The organism is Candidatus Paceibacterota bacterium (genome assembly GCA_041666915.1).
GTDB lineage: Bacteria > Patescibacteriota > Minisyncoccia > Phycocordibacterales > PALSA-1337 > C7867-002.
This window is the reverse complement of the sequence record JBAYFZ010000001.1, coordinates 99,467-117,600: the sequence shown is the minus strand read 5'-3', so window position 1 is coordinate 117,600 and position 18,134 is coordinate 99,467. Positions and strand designations below refer to the sequence as shown.

The 18,134-nt window shown below is 38.6% G+C and carries 18 protein-coding genes, 1 tRNA gene and 1 other RNA gene; 3 read left to right on the top strand and 17 right to left on the bottom strand.

From position 1 onward, the window contains the following. Window positions 1-92: 92 nt before the first annotated feature. Entirely contained in the window at window positions 93-329 is a 237-nt protein-coding gene (locus WCS89_00620; GenBank protein ID MFA6553995.1) for a glutaredoxin family protein, read from the top strand. Between the two features lie 177 nt (window positions 330-506). On the opposite strand, the gene WCS89_00615 is transcribed toward WCS89_00620, so the two are convergent. The 13 genes from WCS89_00615 to WCS89_00555 form a co-directional block, all read right to left on the bottom strand. Beyond that, window positions 507-725, bottom strand: coding sequence for a hypothetical protein (locus tag WCS89_00615; GenBank protein ID MFA6553994.1), 219 nt, complete (start codon window positions 723-725; stop codon window positions 507-509). A 288-nt stretch (window positions 726-1,013) separates the two neighbouring features. Beyond that, window positions 1,014-1,409: a type II toxin-antitoxin system PemK/MazF family toxin gene (locus tag WCS89_00610; protein ID MFA6553993.1), complete on the bottom strand. Its 396-nt coding sequence runs from the start codon at window positions 1,407-1,409 to the stop codon at window positions 1,014-1,016. Window positions 1,410-1,474: 65 nt separating this feature from the next. Beyond that, a tRNA-Gly gene (locus tag WCS89_00605) sits at window positions 1,475-1,545 on the bottom strand. Between the two features lie 6 nt (window positions 1,546-1,551). Then, window positions 1,552-1,956, bottom strand: coding sequence for a hypothetical protein (locus WCS89_00600; GenBank protein MFA6553992.1), 405 nt, complete (start codon window positions 1,954-1,956; stop codon window positions 1,552-1,554). A 677-nt stretch (window positions 1,957-2,633) separates the two neighbouring features. Beyond that, window positions 2,634-4,463 (bottom strand): translation elongation factor 4, encoded by a 1,830-nt coding sequence (lepA, locus tag WCS89_00595; protein ID MFA6553991.1) that lies wholly within the window; start codon window positions 4,461-4,463, stop codon window positions 2,634-2,636. 41 nt (window positions 4,464-4,504) lie between these two features. After that, the gene (locus WCS89_00590; GenBank protein ID MFA6553990.1) at window positions 4,505-6,184 is read right to left on the bottom strand and encodes a lipid II flippase MurJ; all 1,680 of its coding nucleotides are present in this window, start codon (window positions 6,182-6,184) and stop codon (window positions 4,505-4,507) included. Between the two features lie 28 nt (window positions 6,185-6,212). After that, window positions 6,213-8,594, bottom strand: coding sequence for a tetratricopeptide repeat protein (locus tag WCS89_00585; protein MFA6553989.1), 2,382 nt, complete (start codon window positions 8,592-8,594; stop codon window positions 6,213-6,215). Window positions 8,595-8,739: 145 nt separating this feature from the next. Further along, window positions 8,740-9,115: RNase P RNA component class A (gene rnpB / locus WCS89_00580), an RNA gene on the bottom strand. A gap of 174 nt (window positions 9,116-9,289) precedes the next feature. Continuing rightward, a complete protein-coding gene (locus WCS89_00575; protein ID MFA6553988.1) occupies window positions 9,290-10,012 on the bottom strand; it encodes a hypothetical protein in 723 nt (240 codons plus the stop codon). Between the two features lie 153 nt (window positions 10,013-10,165). Beyond that, a complete protein-coding gene (locus tag WCS89_00570) occupies window positions 10,166-10,789 on the bottom strand; it encodes a hypothetical protein (protein ID MFA6553987.1) in 624 nt (207 codons plus the stop codon). 82 nt (window positions 10,790-10,871) lie between these two features. After that, window positions 10,872-11,351, bottom strand: coding sequence for an adenylyltransferase/cytidyltransferase family protein (locus WCS89_00565; protein ID MFA6553986.1), 480 nt, complete (start codon window positions 11,349-11,351; stop codon window positions 10,872-10,874). 171 nt (window positions 11,352-11,522) lie between these two features. Then, window positions 11,523-13,847 (bottom strand): ATP cone domain-containing protein, encoded by a 2,325-nt coding sequence (locus tag WCS89_00560; protein MFA6553985.1) that lies wholly within the window; start codon window positions 13,845-13,847, stop codon window positions 11,523-11,525. A 221-nt stretch (window positions 13,848-14,068) separates the two neighbouring features. Then, entirely contained in the window at window positions 14,069-14,572 is a 504-nt protein-coding gene (locus WCS89_00555) for a DUF192 domain-containing protein (GenBank protein ID MFA6553984.1), read from the bottom strand. A 59-nt stretch (window positions 14,573-14,631) separates the two neighbouring features. Here WCS89_00555 and WCS89_00550 point away from each other — a divergent pair, with 59 nt between their 5' ends. Next, window positions 14,632-15,036, top strand: a complete 405-nt coding sequence (locus WCS89_00550; protein MFA6553983.1) for a DUF1761 domain-containing protein — start codon at window positions 14,632-14,634, stop codon at window positions 15,034-15,036. Between the two features lie 470 nt (window positions 15,037-15,506). Here the strand turns inward: WCS89_00550 and WCS89_00545 are convergent, their stop codons facing one another. The 3 genes from WCS89_00545 to WCS89_00535 form a co-directional block, all read right to left on the bottom strand. Beyond that, on the bottom strand, window positions 15,507-16,172 hold the full coding sequence (locus tag WCS89_00545) for a DUF6498-containing protein (GenBank protein ID MFA6553982.1): 666 nt from the start codon (window positions 16,170-16,172) through the stop codon (window positions 15,507-15,509). Window positions 16,173-16,345: 173 nt separating this feature from the next. Beyond that, complete coding sequence (locus WCS89_00540; GenBank protein ID MFA6553981.1) at window positions 16,346-16,789, bottom strand: 23S rRNA (pseudouridine(1915)-N(3))-methyltransferase RlmH; 444 nt, start codon at window positions 16,787-16,789, stop codon at window positions 16,346-16,348. A gap of 9 nt (window positions 16,790-16,798) precedes the next feature. Continuing rightward, the gene (locus tag WCS89_00535; GenBank protein MFA6553980.1) at window positions 16,799-17,248 is read right to left on the bottom strand and encodes a pyridoxamine 5'-phosphate oxidase family protein; all 450 of its coding nucleotides are present in this window, start codon (window positions 17,246-17,248) and stop codon (window positions 16,799-16,801) included. Between the two features lie 91 nt (window positions 17,249-17,339). On the opposite strand from WCS89_00535, the gene WCS89_00530 reads away from it, so the two are divergent. Beyond that, on the top strand, window positions 17,340-17,588 hold the full coding sequence (locus tag WCS89_00530; protein MFA6553979.1) for a hypothetical protein: 249 nt from the start codon (window positions 17,340-17,342) through the stop codon (window positions 17,586-17,588). 136 nt (window positions 17,589-17,724) lie between these two features. Here the strand turns inward: WCS89_00530 and WCS89_00525 are convergent, their stop codons facing one another. Beyond that, window positions 17,725-18,102 (bottom strand): hypothetical protein, encoded by a 378-nt coding sequence (locus WCS89_00525; protein ID MFA6553978.1) that lies wholly within the window; start codon window positions 18,100-18,102, stop codon window positions 17,725-17,727. Window positions 18,103-18,134: the final 32 nt, after the last annotated feature.

Genomic DNA, 18,134 nt, shown 5'->3' with positions numbered 1-18,134 from the left:
AACACGTTATGCTATTATATTAATGACAAAATAACAAACGCCTATGCGTTCCAGCGAAACGCATAATTTATAAGCACCTATTAAAAAATAAAATGAAGAACATAACAATATATTCAACACCAACTTGCGTGTATTGCGGATTGGCCAAGAATTTTTTCTCAGCCAACTCTATGCCTTTTACCGAACATAACGTCGCAACAGATCTTGCCAAGCGCAAGGAAATGATCGACAAAACCGGACAAATGGGCGTACCAGTCATTGATATCGGAGGAGAAGTAGTCGTAGGGTTCGATGAGTCTAGGATCAAGGAAATCTTGAAGTCAAAATAGTAAGAAAATATAATGGACCTCACAGAGGCCCTTTTCTGTCAAAACAATCCCGAAAGGGGTTGTTTTGGTTTAGTTTGGTTAATAAAACAGAAACCCGCGATCATTGCTGACCGCGGGGAAAATCCATGAAAGTTTCGAGCCTATGCTCCGGTTGCTTTCGACCGAGTGGACAGACCACTATACCTTCCTGGGATTGGATAGACCTTTGATTTCCAGGAGATAGAACTTCCGTGTCTCATCATCCTGAGCGTCCTTAAAAGGGCCGCAACACCCATTCGAGCTAACGAGAAGGAATCCACCATCCGGGGACTCCACATAGAACTGAAGTGATGGATCTGCCTTGGTCGCTTGTGCCGCTACAACCATTGCTACATTAAACAGTTCAGTTTTATTCATACTCAACCTTTCGTTGTTTGTTGTTGGTTAAATCTAGCTCTTAAAAGGCAAATTTTTACCTTTTTGGAGCTAGACTTAGCCGTTCTCAATGTTCTTAACCTTCTGATACAAGTATAACATAGTGCAGTGTATTTGTCAACACTTTGACTATTTCGTCAAATATATGTCGTATTATGACTCTGTTGAGCAACTATCCTGTAAATTGACTCTAAGCTAAATACCTGTATACTGTATTGTACAAAGTGCCGAAAGGCTCCGAGAAACCCCGCTTAACGGCGGGGTTTCGATTTATACCAGAAAATCCCGCAATCCTGCTTTCACTTTTTGTAGACCTATAGGTGACATGTCATATAACTTTCTGTTTAATCTTTTCACGCTCACAAGCCTCATCTGAGCTAAGATTGCAGAAACCTTATTACTTTGTGGATCGACAAAATTGTAATAGAAATCTAAACTTTTCTGTTTCGTAGAGAGTGGTACTGACCAAAACATCTTATTGTTGAATTTCTTAACAACAAGTACCGGACGAGAGAAGTTCTCGCCGCTGCCATTTTGCTCATAGCCAATATTCCTACCAACTGTAGACATCCATACTTCGCCAACCTGCGGAAAATACTCTGATTTACACGTGTCAGTTTCTATCTGTTTTTTTATTTCATTCCATTTATTAAAATCATTTTTCATAGATGATATTTTCTCACCTACAAAAAATATTTCAATATGTCATGAAAATAAAAAACGTGTCGTTGTGCGGGTAGCGAGAATCGAACTCGCGTCTCAACCTTGGGAAGGTCGCATTCTACCACTAAACCATACCCGCTTATTCTCAAAGACCAAACATTCGCAATAATCTCCTACCCCAACCATTGGATTCGGTAGTAGTTGCAGTTGTTGTCGCTGTCACAGCAGAAATGTTTGCAACGTTTTGATTGTTATCAACGATAACAGCGACCAACTCACCTTCTTTGACTGCCCTATACTTTGTGCGCAACTCTGCTTCAATACCCTGCTCAGTAGAAAGATAACCAATCTGGTTTGATAAGTCTCTCTGATGTGCCTCTAGTTTATTTAATTCTATCTGAGCAGTTTTAAGTTTAAGTTCACTCAAGACGGCTTTCTCGTGGACACTCCAAGCAGCTCTGAATAAGAAGAAAAATAGGATAAGGAAACCGAGGAGGGTTATCGGGGACGATATGAGCTTCTTCCAGATTGATTGGTTGCCGTATTTCATATCTCACAGTATACTAGATTCATGCTTTTATTTCATGAAAAAACAAAAAAGGCCGTAAGTGTTGGCTTTATGGTAGTGGGAGCTCTCGTTATTGTGAGTATGATCCTACTCTATTTCCCAGTTTGGAGATAAGTATTTACTATATTTATTTAAGTGTAAAAATTCACTTTTAATGATGGGCCTTTTCTATTGTTGAATATTGAATTTCATTTTGATACCCCGGGGTATTGATTAGATAAGTACGAACACAGTCCCCCCTCCCCCCTAGGGGGGAGGGTCACAATCAAAACAAGAACACTTAAACATCCGATACCTTCACAAATCACAACTTCATCAAAAACGTCGAAAAGTTCGACGTTTTTCTGATGTAATAAAAATGACACTGCCACGCCTGCGCACAAATTTTAAACATCAGAAAAGTGACGAAAAATCCGTCACATTTTTAATGTAACAAAAAAGAGGTGTGTGAGCATGTCCTACGTCCACAACATCTGCAAAATCAATGAATTCGCCAATTAGACCGACAACAGAAACAAATGTCGCAACCTTCTCCGTCTCCGTAAAACGCCACAAGACGAAAAAACTCACCTAAACCATAATCAACCCTTAACTTATGAGAAATTATAAAATCTCCACCATCCACCAATCTTCAAAAACCTCATCCACCACCACCCCCATTACTCCCCACTCCTCATTATCTTCACAAAAACTTCTTGAGGAATGATGACGGAACCATGTTCCTTGAGGCGCTTACGTCCTTCTTTTTGTTTCTCACGAAGCTTCATCTTTCTCGTTATATCTCCACCAGAGAGCGTGCCCGCAGCATCTTTTTTCTTACCGGAGACAGAACATGAAGAAATGATGCGACCAAGTGCTTTGGCTTGGATCTTGTAAGTAAACAATTCTCTTGGCATAATCTCTTTCAACTTATCAACCATCGTTATAGCTTCCATCTCTGCACGACGACGTGAGACTACTCTAGTGAAAGCGATGACTGGCTCATCAGCAACCAAAACATCCAGACGTACAACATCAGCCGAACGTTCGGCAGTTATATCATAAGAAATAGAAGCGTAACCGGAAGAAATACTCTTGATCTCATCAAAGAAATTGCGCATGAGTTCTCGAAGTGGCATTTCCAAAATAACCATCGTCCTATTATCTCCAAAATTTTCCGTAGAGATAACTTCGGCTTCATGATCGTACAAAGATTTCATCAAACCATTCAAGTACAGAGGAGGTGTGATAATCTTCATTGTCACAATAGGTTCTGAAATCTCTTTAACTTCATGATCTTCTGGAAAAAGAGCTGGTGAATACACGGTTAACTTTTTACCATTTTTAAGTTCAATATTATAAGTAATACTTGGTTGAGTGACGACCAGTTCCAATTTAAATTCACGGCGCAAACGTTCGGTTACTATTTCCAAATGCAACATTCCTAGGAAACCACAACGATAGCCTTTGCCCAAAGTTCCAGAAACCTCTTCTTCATACGTAAAAGCCGAATCAGACAATTGTAGACGACCGAGAGCCTGACGTAGCAAAGAAAGATCGTCCTGACTTTCTGGATACAGAGAAGCCCAAACTACTGGATGAGGACTCTGATAACCAGACAAAGGTGGCAAGGTATCGCGGACAGAAGCGACAGTATCTCCAACAGAAGCGATACCGGGCTCTTTGATGCCAGTGACGATATAACCTATCTCTCCAGCCCCCAAAGTCTCCGTAGGAGTATTAGCTGGGGCAAAAATACCAACTTCTATAGCGTCAAATTCCCTTCCAGCGACTTTGAAAACCAAGCGTTCACGTCTACTAACTGAACCACTGATAACACGGACGAAAACTATAACACCCGTATGATTGGAATATTGAAAATCAAAAACTAGAGAACAAAAAACATTAGATTGAACAGATTCACTATGTTCACCTGAATTATGTCCAGTATTACCTCCTGGTGGAGAAACTCTCTTTACGACTTCATCCAAAAGATGTGGAACATTCTCACCGGTCCTACCAGAGACTTTTATGACTTCACTTACTTCACAACCAAGAAGCTGACAGACCTCTGTAACAACTTCGTCTGTCCTTGCCAATTGTGAATCAATCTTACTTACAACAGGGATAATCTTTAGCCCAGCTTCCCTAGCCATATTCAAAGTGGTTAATGTCTGTGCTTGAACACCTTGAGTAGCGTCAACGAGGAGAATAGAGCCTTCTACAGCCTTCAGAGAACGTGACACTTCATAAGAGAAATCTATATGTCCAGGAGTATCAATAAGGTTCATGATATATTCCTGACCATCAACTTTCCATTTCATACGAACTGGTTGCATCTTGATAGTGATCCCTCTTTCCCTTTCCAATTCCATAGAATCCAGAACCTGATCCTGCATTTTACGCTTTTCAATAGTACCAGTTACTTCCAGCATTCTATCAGCCAAGGTTGATTTACCGTGATCAATGTGCGCTATTATGGAGAAATTGCGTATAAAGGTCTGATTCATTCTTTGAATATAGCAAAAATATTATATAAAAGATATTAACACTATATATGCTCCACTTCTGCAGGAGGAACATTAGTCTTCCAAATCTTACGATGAAGAGTCGTTATAACGTCTTCCAACTCTTTATTCTTTAGGATTTTGAGTACAAGTACCAAGACAATAAGCCCCATTATGCCGGCACAGAATCCTTGTAAAAATAGTCCCCAAACTTTTGTCAACGGAAATACTAGAGCAAAGAGACGCAGACTAAGGAAAGCTACATAACCCATGATAACTGACGCGGCAAAACTATGGAACAAAGTGGCGAAGACTGGTCTAGTAAAACCAGGGTGAGTGCGTTCGTAAGTCCACCAATGGAGAATGGTATTCAAAACAGTACCAAGACTAAATGCTATAGCTAGGACTAGAACACTTGTACCTGTCTGACCACCGACTTTGAGCAAATCTTCAATGAAGAATCTAAAGATTGGGAAAATATCATAAAGACGATACAAGACAAAACCAGAAAAGACCATGAATGAAGCAGAGACGATATTTATGAGAAGTGGTTTGGCAGTCTTTCCTTCTGCATAAAAAGCACGAACAAAAAGAATTACGAGGCTTTGACCAATCGTAGAAAATGTAAATATTGCCAACATTGCTGCTGTCATCCTAGTATCGGCCCAATCAAACTTTCCTGCACCTAATATTGTTCTCACTATCTGCGCACGTAGAACTATGAACAAAACTGTTAACGGCATAGACCAGAAAATAATATGTTGCGCCGCAGCAATCATCTTTGATCTAAATTCAACAATATTACCCTTGAAAATCAAACGTGAAAGTGTAGGAAAAACTGCTGAAGAATAACTAGCACCAATCAAAGTCAGTGGAACTGATTGAAGATTGAAAGCAAAACTAAATATTGATATAGACCCAGTAGCCATCAGAGATGCCAGAGAAACTAAAATAAACGATGCCAACTGATTGGCTGATAAAGTAATAGTTCTTGGTAGAGATGTAGTAACTATTTTCTTTATATCCAACCAATTGATTTTAAAAGTAAATACTGGTAACAACCTCTCATGAATCATAAATGGAACCTGTATACCCATGTGTAAAAATGCTCCTATAGCTACACCTACTGCCAAACCGGAAATACCAAATACAGGATAACCAAACATAACGCCAACGATAATACCTGCATTGTAGACAACTGGACTCAAAGCATAAACCAGAAAACGATAACGCATTTGAGTAAGACTAGAAAACAGATTTGATAGACCAAGGAAGAAAGGCGACAAAAGCATTATTCTCATAGAAACTATCAGGTCTGGCAGAGATGGATCATTAGCAAAACCAGGTAGGACTTTCGGAATAATCCAAGGTGCTATAAAAAATATAACCGCACTAGTAATTATCATTCCACCAAAAAATACGGTGAAGATACCATCTGAAAATGATTTACCTTTTTCTTTTGATGATTCAAATCTATCTATAAAATACGGTAGGAGTATTGAAGCTGAGACCAGAGAACCGATGGTAGCAAAGATAAGATCTGGAATACGAAAAGCGGCATAGTATACATCTAGAGAATGTCCTGCACCAAAAGTGAAAGCCAAAAGTTTGTCACGAACAAGAGCGAGGACAAGTGAAAGCATTGCAAATATAGCCAAGAGATAAGCGGCCTCATGCAGGCCGCGTATTTCTTGTCCTATAAAAGAAAACCAACGCTTTACCATAGTAGAACCATTCTAACACACTTTATTACTATCTCTTCTCTTTGATAGGTAGGCTTGCTCTCTTTTCTGGAGCAGAAGCTTTTGCATCAGCAAAGATAGACTTGCCATTTTTCAGATTGGCCAATATAAGAGCAACTTCTTGATTTTCTGGATTTGTTCTTGCTAGATCTTCAAACTGTGAGACAGCGCCGACAATATTGTTTAAGCGTGCATAAGATAAACCTAGGAAATATTTGGCATTGGCATAATCTTTCTGAATTTTGACTGCCCCATCAAGTGCTTGTACCGCTCCAGCATAATCCTTGATATTGTAATCCAAAATTCCGAGCTGGAACAAAAGTTGAGGGCTTTGAGGATTGAGTTCAACAGCAACTTTGGCAGCTGTAACGGCGTTGACAATATCACCCTTGGCGGCATAGACCTGTGAAAGCAAGAATATTGCATCCAGATAATTATTTTTTACTTGAAGAGCTTTGCCCAAATCTCTAATAGAATCATCATACTTCTTTTGTCTTGCTTCAAAACTTGCCAAAGAAAGATAAATAGAAGGGTTGAACGGATTCATATTTATAGCAGAATTGTAGGCTTTGATAGCATTCTCATATCCACTTTTTATTTGAATATCTGCAGTGGCCTCAGAAATACGAGCCTCGGATAGATAGTTGTAATAATTTGTAGAATCAAAAGCTATAGCTTTTCTAGCATCAATCAAGCCTTGATTTAAAACATTGCCTATCTGTACTACCACTGCCTGAGTAGTTGAAGCTGGAGTCGTTGAATTTACCGTAGCGGCCAACTTTTGAGCAGAAGCTAAAGCTGTCTCAACTTTTGCTCTCCAATATATATCTGATTCATCAAACTTTATTGCTTTTGTAAAATAAGCATTGGCTTTTTCTGCGTTACCGCTCACAGTTAGTTCTTTTACTCCACTACCAAAATATGATAGTGCAATAGTTTTCTTCATATATACAATACCCCAGACTACCAAGACAAGTACGACGACAGCCATGATTGAAGGGAAAATCTTGTACATCTTTGAACCAACCACCGGTAAATAAGACTTAGATCCTGCAGTTGCCGACACAGCAAAGAATATACCTGTCAAAGCAAAAGCAAAGAAGAGAATAGTATGTGATGGTACCGATACAATAGCGATCAACCACAAGAAAACTGACATAGTGAACGAAGAAAGTACCATAAAACGCTCATCTGATTCTTCTGGTAATTTCTTCAATATACGTACCGATAAGATCCCAAAGAAGACAAACAAGAGTATCCATAGGATTGTTCCGACCAAACCCTGAGTAGCGACAAATGTAGGTATCAAACCAAAACCGTTTTGGAATTCGGCTCCCCAAAAATTGGTGGTATTGATCTGAGTCGGTTTGTAAGCCAAGAAAGCTTGATTGAAGTGATTTGGACCGACACCGAATAGAGGATAATTTTGGATAGCAGAAGCACTAACATCAAGAGTCATTTGCCATGGTAGGACTAATTCTGAATATCCTGCACTTAATTTTGCAACAGCTGGTTGTATTATCCCTGGGATCTGCCATGTGAATATTGCAGATATGATAAACAAAACGACAGGTATCCATGCTAGAGATTTGAAAAATGATTTGGTTTTACTCTCAACGGTTGATTTCCTAACCGATTTCCACTTCTCAAAAGAAAGAAATACTGAAAGCCCAAGTAAGATGATCGTGGCGATCATCTGCCATGTCTTGAAACCAGCACTGACCAAAGTTCCAAACGCTGAAAGTACCAACAATACCCAATAAACTACTTTCATCTTAAAAGAGAGTTTTAACAATGACAAAGCTAACAATGAGAGAATAACTACGAGCATAGAGAACGTACCCAAGTTATACCAAGTACCTACCATAGATGAGGTAGCTGAACTAAAAATTCCAAAAGTCATAAACTGTGGACCGAATATAGCTCGGAGTAATTGGAATATAAAGACAACAATATAAGAAGCGACTATTCCTACATAAAGAACTATGGCACGATCTTTTTGACGTGAGATTATGGTAAAAGCGGTTAGACCTGCCAAGAACATAAGTATAATGAAGCTAGCGTTACCAATTTCAAAACCTTGTCCAAATAAGGACTTTGCTACTTGAATACTAAGTAATGAAGATACTATCAATGACACCACAACGAGAACACTTGTTCGCGTAAGACTCTTTGGTGGTAAAACCAATTTTCTCTCTTTTATAGCTATAAAGATAAAAAGTATAGCAGAGATTATTGTCCCAAAAGCTATGACAAAAGTCTTTACCAAATCAAGCGAGATGTAAGGGCTAGGCCAAAAAGCAAGTGGTGCCAAGACTATAGTTGCTAAGAAAACCCAAAAACCGATTGATTCCAATCGATTGGAAGGTTGAGGAACTGCTTCATTATTCATAAGATGTGTAATGCATTATTTATAACCTTGTCATTATAACAGAAATATAAAAAATAAAACCAACTAATCCACAGATAATCCACTTTTCAATGTCTAGTTTCAATGTTCTGCAAAGAAAAACTCGCCCGGTAAGGGCGAGTTTTTCATTTTGGTCATACCATAAGCCGAATTCTGTTCTGATATGTAAACATATCAGTGACAACCATTTATCTAGTCTCGCACTTACGTGCGGGATCAAGCGGTTCTTTCCTCAACTTACTCGCTTTCGCAAGTTAGCCAAGAAACACGACCTTGCACTGAAGTAAGGATTTAGCCGTTGCATATTCATGTTGCCATGAACTTCATCCACCTTGCGATGGAGCTTTCACCTTTCGGATCCAGCGTTTCTGTTCGCACCTCTGGTTATTAACCCGACGGGTATTACCCGCTACTTGCTGTCTAGATTTCTCTAGACCAGTGTTCGGACTTTCCTCATCCTACCTAGCTTTCGCCAAGCAAAACGCGGTTGTCTGGTACAACTAAAGATAGTTTAGCATATCTCAAAAGGCTTGACAAGATGAGTATTTGATAGGTCTAATTAAAATACAATTCCGACAACGAGTAATCCCAACAACAAAAAATCCCTCTGATTTGCCAAAATAAATGACAAGAGTCAGAGGGACTGAGTCCGCCAGCTGGCGGACAAAGGTTCAAAACTAACTTACAAGTTTCTGTTGCGGGACTACGACGCGATGACGGTTCGCGGCATCCCAGCCGTAGTCGTGCGAGAAGCGGTGCACGCGGACCTTGAGACGCCCCGCGTCATCGAAGTACACGTTCGCGACGAAGAACTTTTTGCCGACTTTGAACAGGAAGAACGTTGCATAACCATCCGTACGGAGTTTATCGCGGTGATTCTTCACAAACTCCTTGATCTGGTGTTGTGATAAACACAACTGATCGAGGTTGACGTTAAAACCACCAAATATTCGTGCGAAGTCGCCATCCTCCACCATCTCAAACACTTCTACCGGTGTCTCAACGGTCGGTTTATCTTCCACGTCACAACCGTAGTTCACGAAGTTTGGATCAACCCAACCTGTGAAGACATCCTTGGCGTTAGCGAGATTTTCCTTCCCGCTCGTTTTGGCGATGACAATCTTTTTTCCTTCAAAGATGCGTTTGAGGCAACTTTGGATTGTGACGACGGTATCCTCAGCGATTTCGGCAAACCTTTCTTTCACGAGAACAGTGATCCTGGCGACCACCTCGTTACCACGCGCTCGGACATACTCAATGTTCTGTCGGTTAAGAACGCCTCTCTCAATAAGTCCACGAATCGCTACTCTGGTCGCTTTACGAGTAGCTTTAGTAACCAAAGTCACACATGCCTCAATAATCTGATTTTCACCAACTGATACAACCGATGGTTTTTTCATCGTTGCTACCTTTCTTTATTAGTATCCTTTCGGACACGAGTTTATTTTGTTTTATAGTTCATCTATCAATATCAAAGGGCTACCATAATAATATACAGTTAATGGTGCAATCTGTCAATACAACACAACTGGGTAAGTAATATTATATCCCCATCATGCAAAGACCTTTCTTTCAATCTTCTTCAGACGACCATCAAAATGTACATACTCTTGTCTCCTAGCGTAATGCGTCATTATATAATCTAACTGATTGACCGAATACGTATGGTTGCGATCAACTTTTTTATCCAATTCATCAATCCTATCAGAAAGCCTATGTTCTACTTTGAAAAGTTCGGTCTTTGTCATGATAGCGAGACCGTCAATCAAATCCTCTAAACGAGCAAAGGATGCTTCTGTTTTGACGGCAAGACTTTCAAGATCACTCTTTGTAGCAAATCTTTCAAGATCTTTCTTGGTAGCGAAATTTGCAAGAGAATCAGCCAAATCCTTCTTGGTGGGAAAATTCTCAAGATCTTTCTTTGTAGCGAAAGTTTCAAGATCTTTCTTGGTAGCAAACCTTTCGAGGTCTTTCTTTGTAGCAAAAGCCTCAAGATCCTTCTTGGTAGCGAAATTTACCTGAGAATCAGTCAGGTCTTTCTTTGTAATGAAATTCGCTTGAGAATCAGTAAGATCCTTTTTGGTAGCAAAATTACCTAGAGTCTTTGTGATCAACTCCAGTGAATTTGCTATTGCTTGAAGAGTAATCTCTTTTTTAACTGATTCAATATTATTCACCCCGTAATTTTACTCCAAAAAAATATTTTGGGAACTATTCAACAGAAAAATTTTATGTCGGAACTACTTTTTTTACAAAATTTTACTTTTTCTTCCCCTTCACCTTCCCTACCAACCAAGAACTTGATTGGACTTTGCCACCTTCACCGATGTTATAGATCATATCACAACCGATTTCTTCGCAGACAGGAATTTCTGGAACATTCTTATTTGTTCGGTCACCACCATTGGCAAAAATGTGTGGTTTGATGTTTATAAGTTCATCACAAACACTCATGTCAGCAGGATCTTCTGGGTGCGAAGTTATAACTACTTCATCAACAGATTCAAAAGCTTCAATTATCTCTTTTCTCTCATGTTGACTCATGAAGGCATAACCTTTCTTGGCCTTCAACCAATTGTCATTGTTGAGAATGACCACAAGTCTATGTCCCAACTTCTTGGCTTCATTGAACATACGAACATGTCCTATGTGTACAGGGTCAAAACCACCACTGACAGCGACGACAATCTCCTTGTTCTTCTTATTAGATTTTTTACTTTTTAATGTCTTCTTTTTCATAGAAGCAGTGAAGTTGACCAATTTCTAATTACTAATTTTTAATTTCTAAATAATGACCAAATTCCAATTACTAATTCCAAGACATTTAAACATTTCTTAGAAATTAGTAATTAAAAATTAGAAATTTTAAGACGAACGAAGCGACGACAAAATGTGCCAAATTTGGAAGTTTTAAACAATTTCGCAAACTCCCGACGCGCAAGCTAGTTCTTTTTTAAGATCCGTCTCATTCTGCTTCTCATAAGTAATGATCTTTGAATAATCCACATGTTCCATACGCTTTGCCAATTCCTTGTAAGTCTTCTCATCAATAGACTCATATGGTGCAAGCTTGTAAACAGCATCTTCGCGAGGCAAGAATGAAAGACCTCCGCAAATATCCCAATTTTCATAAACCCAGTTTGCAACTGCGATCCATTCATCATTACCAACAGAAATAGTAACTGAAGGATTGTGTTCGGTATAATTTTCCTTGACCATCTTCCAATATTCCAACTGCTCTATACCTGACTGATCGTCGCGGAATATAGAACCACTTGGAGCTTTGACTGGGAATTCTAATACGTAGGTCGTAGCTGTCTCTGGAGATTGTCCTACTTCTGGAAAATGTGGTACACCCTGATCCCTAAGCATTTTGAATAGAGCGTCAGTGGCAGAAATACGAATACGGCGAATGTAATACTTTGAATGTCTTGGGTGCATACCTGATGAACAATCTACGGTCTGAGACAAAGTACCTGAAGGTTTAACGCAAGTAATAGCGGTTGATTCGTTGATACCAAAACGCTTTGAATATTCTTTGTTAATCTTGATAGCCTCCGCCTTGAGTTTGCGCATAACTTCTGGTTTGCGAACAACGGGACAATCCCATTGACCAGTGATAGAGACTCCCAAAAGACGCTCTTTTTCACAATGTTCTTTCCATTCTTTTGAAAGATATTGGAAATTTGTGAGAGATGCTTGGTAAGTACCGAGAATCGTTGCAATACGCATTTTCTTTATGAGGGTTGCTTCGGTATCTTCGGCACGAGCGACAATCTCTGATAGATTACAAAATTGTTTTGATTGTAGAATGATCTCTCCGCAAGGGTTTGTACCGATAGGACCGATGATGTGATTACCTGTTTGATCAAAATACCCTTTGTATTCTTTGAGAACTTTGATACGACGTTCTGGTAAAGTCTTTGCCAATGAACCACGATTGAATATTCCACGCTCTCCAGAACGACTCTCAACAAGTGCCATCCATTCTTTGAGAAATTCTTCGTTGGTTGGCTTGATCATATAAACAGCAGAATTGTTTGCGAGCATACGATGAGGATGAGTCATGTAGAAAGCACCTTTCTTTGCATCGCGAATCTGCTCATCACCAAGATCTGACAAAGAGATCATGGCACTTCTTCGTACACCTCCAGAAACGACGCAATCTCCGATCATACAAATAATATCGTGAAGGTCTATGTTGCGTAGACGGCGTCCCTGACGAGCAAACATAATCTGACGTGAGAAAGCCAAAAGTCTCATGAGAGGAGCCGGACCAGATGATTTGCCACCCATAGTCTTGAGACGTGCACCTTCTGGTCGTAGTTGTGTAAAATCAAATTCTATATCTTTTCCAGACGCCCAAGTCTTCATACCCAAAGCAAGAGAATCTGCCCAACCTTCTTTACTATCTGGAATAACGTGTGTAGGTAATTTTTCTCCAGTCTGCATCATAATCTGAGGAAAACGTTCTACATTTGTACTCTCTACTGACCAACCTGCTCCTGTACCACACATAGAAATGTACATAATCTCCGCCAAATCTTGGAATGATTCTGGAGCAATAAAAGAACAGTTGTAAGCACAGACATTTGTGGTTGCAGCAGGTTTACCAGCGAACTGAAGTAAACGCATTGATGGCATAGCTTGCTGATTGAGGATGGACTCGCGAACTTCTTTGTATTCACTTTCCTTGAGCTTGTCACCTAGATTGACTTTCATAAATTCAACGTAACGATTGACTGTTTCTATCCAAGTCTCACGGCGATTTTCAGCTTCAATCCATCTTGAATACGAACGATAGTATACAAATTCGCCCAAAGCATTACGGAAATATTTTTGAGAATCGGTAGCAAGCTTGCGAACATGTTCTGGAACTTCAAAACCTACAGCACGAAGTCTTGCACGTTCTTCACGATACAAAACGTAATGTTTTGCAGCCTTCACATAGTCAGCACGCATGAGTTCTTGCTCAACTATATCCTGACAACCTTCAACTGTTGGAATGAAATTATTAAATTTCCTCTTGATGCGGATAAGTTCAGCATAAACTTGGTTTGCGACAACTCTGGCTTCTTCCAAAGAACCTTCATTGACTGCATTCATACCTTTCCAAGTAGCAGTAACTATCTTTTCTAGATCAAAAGGCACTATTCGACCATCTCTTTTAATAATTGTGGGGACAGAAGGAGCCTTGACCGCTCCTTTGGCGGTTGTTTTTTTCTTTTTGGGCATAATTGGTGCGCAGGCGGCTGCGTACTTATTCCGGCGACCTAGAATTTTGTTATTTACACAATCTTCCGGGGACGACGAAAGAAAAGGATTAACCTTTTCCTCTGCTAATAATTTTTTTGACAACTAACAATAATTTTTTCGTATCGACCGAAGAAATTATTTTTTGATTCTTGAGATCATTGTACATCCAAGTCTCACTTAAAAAAACTGTGGATAGTGAGTTAGATCACAAATTGAAGAGGAGTTCCAGTAGCGATACCAAAATCTTTTGCAGAACCAGCATTAAGTTCTAGTACGTACATAACTGGTTCAGTAGGAAAGAAAATATCTGGGTAAGTACTAGTTGCGATACCGGAAGTTACACTAGCGACAGTTTTGTCTTCACGAATCCAGACTATATCAATCGGAAATAGCATATCTTGCATCCAAAATCCCCTACTTGCAGAATCAGGAAATGCAAAAATCATACCTTCTTGTTTTGATATTGAATCGCGTCCACCTAAGCCCAGTTCTTGATCATCTGAACTTGTAGCGACAAAGGTATTGATGGTTCCATTTGGAGCTCCCACTGAAATAGTACTGAGCTTACTAGAATTTTGCTGTACATAATCATCAAAACTTGGTACTGATTTTGTTGATACTAGGTAATATGTCAAAATGACTAGGCCAATAATACCTACAATGATAAATATAAAAGCTGATGATGAACCCTTATTTGTTTTCATTTTTATAAAAAGTTATGCTACCATTCTAACATACTAAATAATATAGCAAATTAGCCAACATGAACCCTATAAATTATCTGCCAATATTAGTCGCTTCTCTAGCAAGTTTCGCCATAAGCTCACTCTGGTACTCCCCTATACTATTCGGTAAAGAATGGGTTGCCCTATCCGGTACCGATATGAAAACTATAAATCCAAAAACTGTTTGGAAATCATACATCGCTCAATTCTTCATTACCCTCATCACTTTCTCGGTCTTGGCTTTTCTTATCAGTATGGCCAGTGTTAGAAGTTCCACCGATGGTGCCTTCTTGGGATTATTGGTCTGGCTAGGTTTTGTCATTCCATCTTTACTTTCTGGACTTCTTTGGAAAAGAGAATCATTCACTCTAGTTCTCATAGATGCCATCAACAACTTGGTGGTTCTCACTATTGGCGGGGCTATTATTGGAGCTTGGAGGTAATATTGACAAAAAATAAGTCGTAGATATACTAACCATTGGCAGGATGGTTCTTTGAACAAAGATTATTCGATTCTCCTTTAAAAAGAGAACAGGCTAAACCCCTTACCTGTGCGAATGCAAAACGTGCAAAAGAGGTGTCGTGGGAAATCTCCAACATCAGGTGAAATGACCGCTTAATTCTATTCTACAGTTATTCCGATTTCGCTAAAGCGAGGCGGGACTATTGTTTTGCGAAGAATAGGATGATGTCAGGATAGAAATATTCTGATATAAATCAAACAGTTGACCAGAAGGCTGGTCAATTCCGAGTTAAGTGGCCCGATTATCCCAAGTGTATTATGTCTTCCGGCCGGAGTCATACTGCACAAATCCGTCTCAAATATTCCCAGAAACAGGACGTTTGTGATAAGCCTAAACTAGATCCCCCTGCTCCGAATTGACCGATCCTTACAGGTCGGTCTTTTTTTGTATTAAATTGTTCCTTGTCGTATTACTTTTTGATGTTCTTTTCTATGCGCTCTCAAATCCGTAAAAATCTTTGTAAAAATTATTAATAACGATGAAAGTGGTAACCATACTTCACCTGCGTTCATTAAAAACGCGATCAAAAATACCGATATGTGCATTATTATGATTCTGCCATACGGAGGAATCGATTTAATTTTATCTTGTCTTTCTATCCACACCTTATATTCTTGACTCAAGATAAAATTTTGCACAAAGGATACTCCATGACTTATAAAAAGAAGTGCAAGCGGTATTAAGAGTGTTATTATAGTGTCTTTAAAATAAATAAACATCACACTAAGTTCAACTCCTTTGCCTTTAAATATCAAACCGGAAAGTATAGCAATCAAATGGCCGAACATAAAACCGCCAAAATGTATTAAGAGAAATAAGAAAAACAAAAATAACTTAGGAAACCGTTTAAACTTAGTCTTATCTAAAATAAATGCACAAATTAATTTAAAAAACCAAAAGAAACCTATAATAGCACTCTCAGCCCAATACAAAATAAATACATCTGGTAAATTCCAACCCAAAAACCATACACCAAACAAAGGTAACAGGTTAACAACAATCAAGAAAATCTCTGAGAAATCACGAGGAATTGGACTAAAATCATTTGTCTTCATTTAAATAGAAATTTAAAACTTTATTAAATAATATCATGTTTCAAAAAGAAAAACCCGAGCCTAAACCAGAGCACTTTTCTACTTAAACAACTTATGAAAATGTGACGGAAAATCCGTCACATTTTATGAAGTTTGAATTTACAGAAAAGGGTTAGTTCAATATTGCTACTCGCCTACTTATGGTGATATTTCTCACCTTTGAGTATCGTAAAACCTCTATATATCTGCTCCGATAAAATACTCCTTGCAAGTTCATGTGGAAAAACGAGTGCCGAAAGTGATATGGAAAAATTGGCTTTTTCTTTGACCTTATCATCAATGCCGTAGGCACCACCAATTATAAAAACTAAGTTTTTTACACTTTCATTCAGACGCTTACCTATAAATTCAGAGAAACCTATAGAATCAAGTGACTTCCCTTTTTCATCAAGTAAAACTACGTAGGAATTGTCAGGAATAATTTTCATCATTTTCTCACCTTCTTCCTTCATATCCGATGGCGATATAAATTTCCATTCAATTGGAGAATAATGAGCAATGCGTGACGTATACTCCAAAACAACATCTTCACCTAGATAATTTTTTGGTTTTCCCGGGGAGATTATTGTTATGTTCATGGTTATTTTTTAGACTATTTTCAACTCTTGTCTATCAAAACCAAAATTTTTTTCATCAATAAGCCCAATCATTGTTGGCGTCAATTTGTACCAACAATCACCATCTAAAACTTCTAAAGCTTTGCAAATGTCAGGAATTCTATGACTTCTCTTTGTCCAATGCTTAGCAATCAGATCAATTCTAACACCTTCCAATCTTTCTGCCTTTCCTTCAAATTGAATACCGAGATTTGGCTCTTTTTTATTAGTGCTGAGAGTAATAGTTCCAGAAACTTTATCATTTTCCATTATAGCTTTTGAATGTCTGCAATCTGGACTTGATAACCAATAAATATTCAAATCGTCATCGTATACAAAGATGACATCCGCAACCCAAACACCATTTTTATCTGATGTGCCTAAACTCATAAGATGAGTGTTGCTCAGGACTTCAATGACTCTTTTACGGATGTCTATCATAATCAAAGTATAGCAGAGAAGATATCAAAAAACTCTTACCATTGACTTAGTCGTAGTGAATGTACATAATGCAATCAGACTTAAGAAATGTATGAAAACTAAAAAACGTAGAATACCGGTGGCCAAACCGATGACCAAGCGCATCTTTAGGTTTACAGACAGATCGCTTATTGGAAAAAGAGTCTCGTTCCATGTAGAAAATGAGGGCGACTGGACCGGAGACCTTACAGGTACCCTGATTCTCGATCATGGGGAGCTCAAGATCGAAACAAGAAATAGTGGGGTTCTGACAATAGGCAAAGGCTTTGATGTCTACGGAAGTACCATTGAAGCAATCTAAAAAAACTAGATCAATTCACACGAAAGCAAAGATGAAATACTCTTTGCTTTTTATTTTGAGAGTGTGAACCATTAGGTTGGCTTTCAAAATTGATGACTGATAGAAATTACATAAAAAAATAAAGATATCGCTTGAATCATTTACCTAAGAAGAAAAGAAAAATTATACCGATAACATACAAAGCAATCATAAAAAGCCAGGTTTTTATTGTGCCCCAAAATACTTCAAAATCCTTATTCTCATCTATTGTCCACGAACAAGAGTACCCACTATAACCTCCTTCAATAAAAATTTCAGAAATTTTGCCATTTCTCTTAGCAAGGATTACGTGCCCAACCATGATAAATATGAAAAGTGCAGAGATAATATACAAAGAAATATTATCAAAAGTTTCAGCTATTGGGCCTGTAATAAAATTAAAAGCTTTTCCATACAAAAGCACACCAAATCCAATTACGACCATAATCCAAATGTTCGCTATTAGATAATATGATTTTTCTTTTAAACTTGACATGGACTAAATTTTACCACATCTTTAAAAATTTA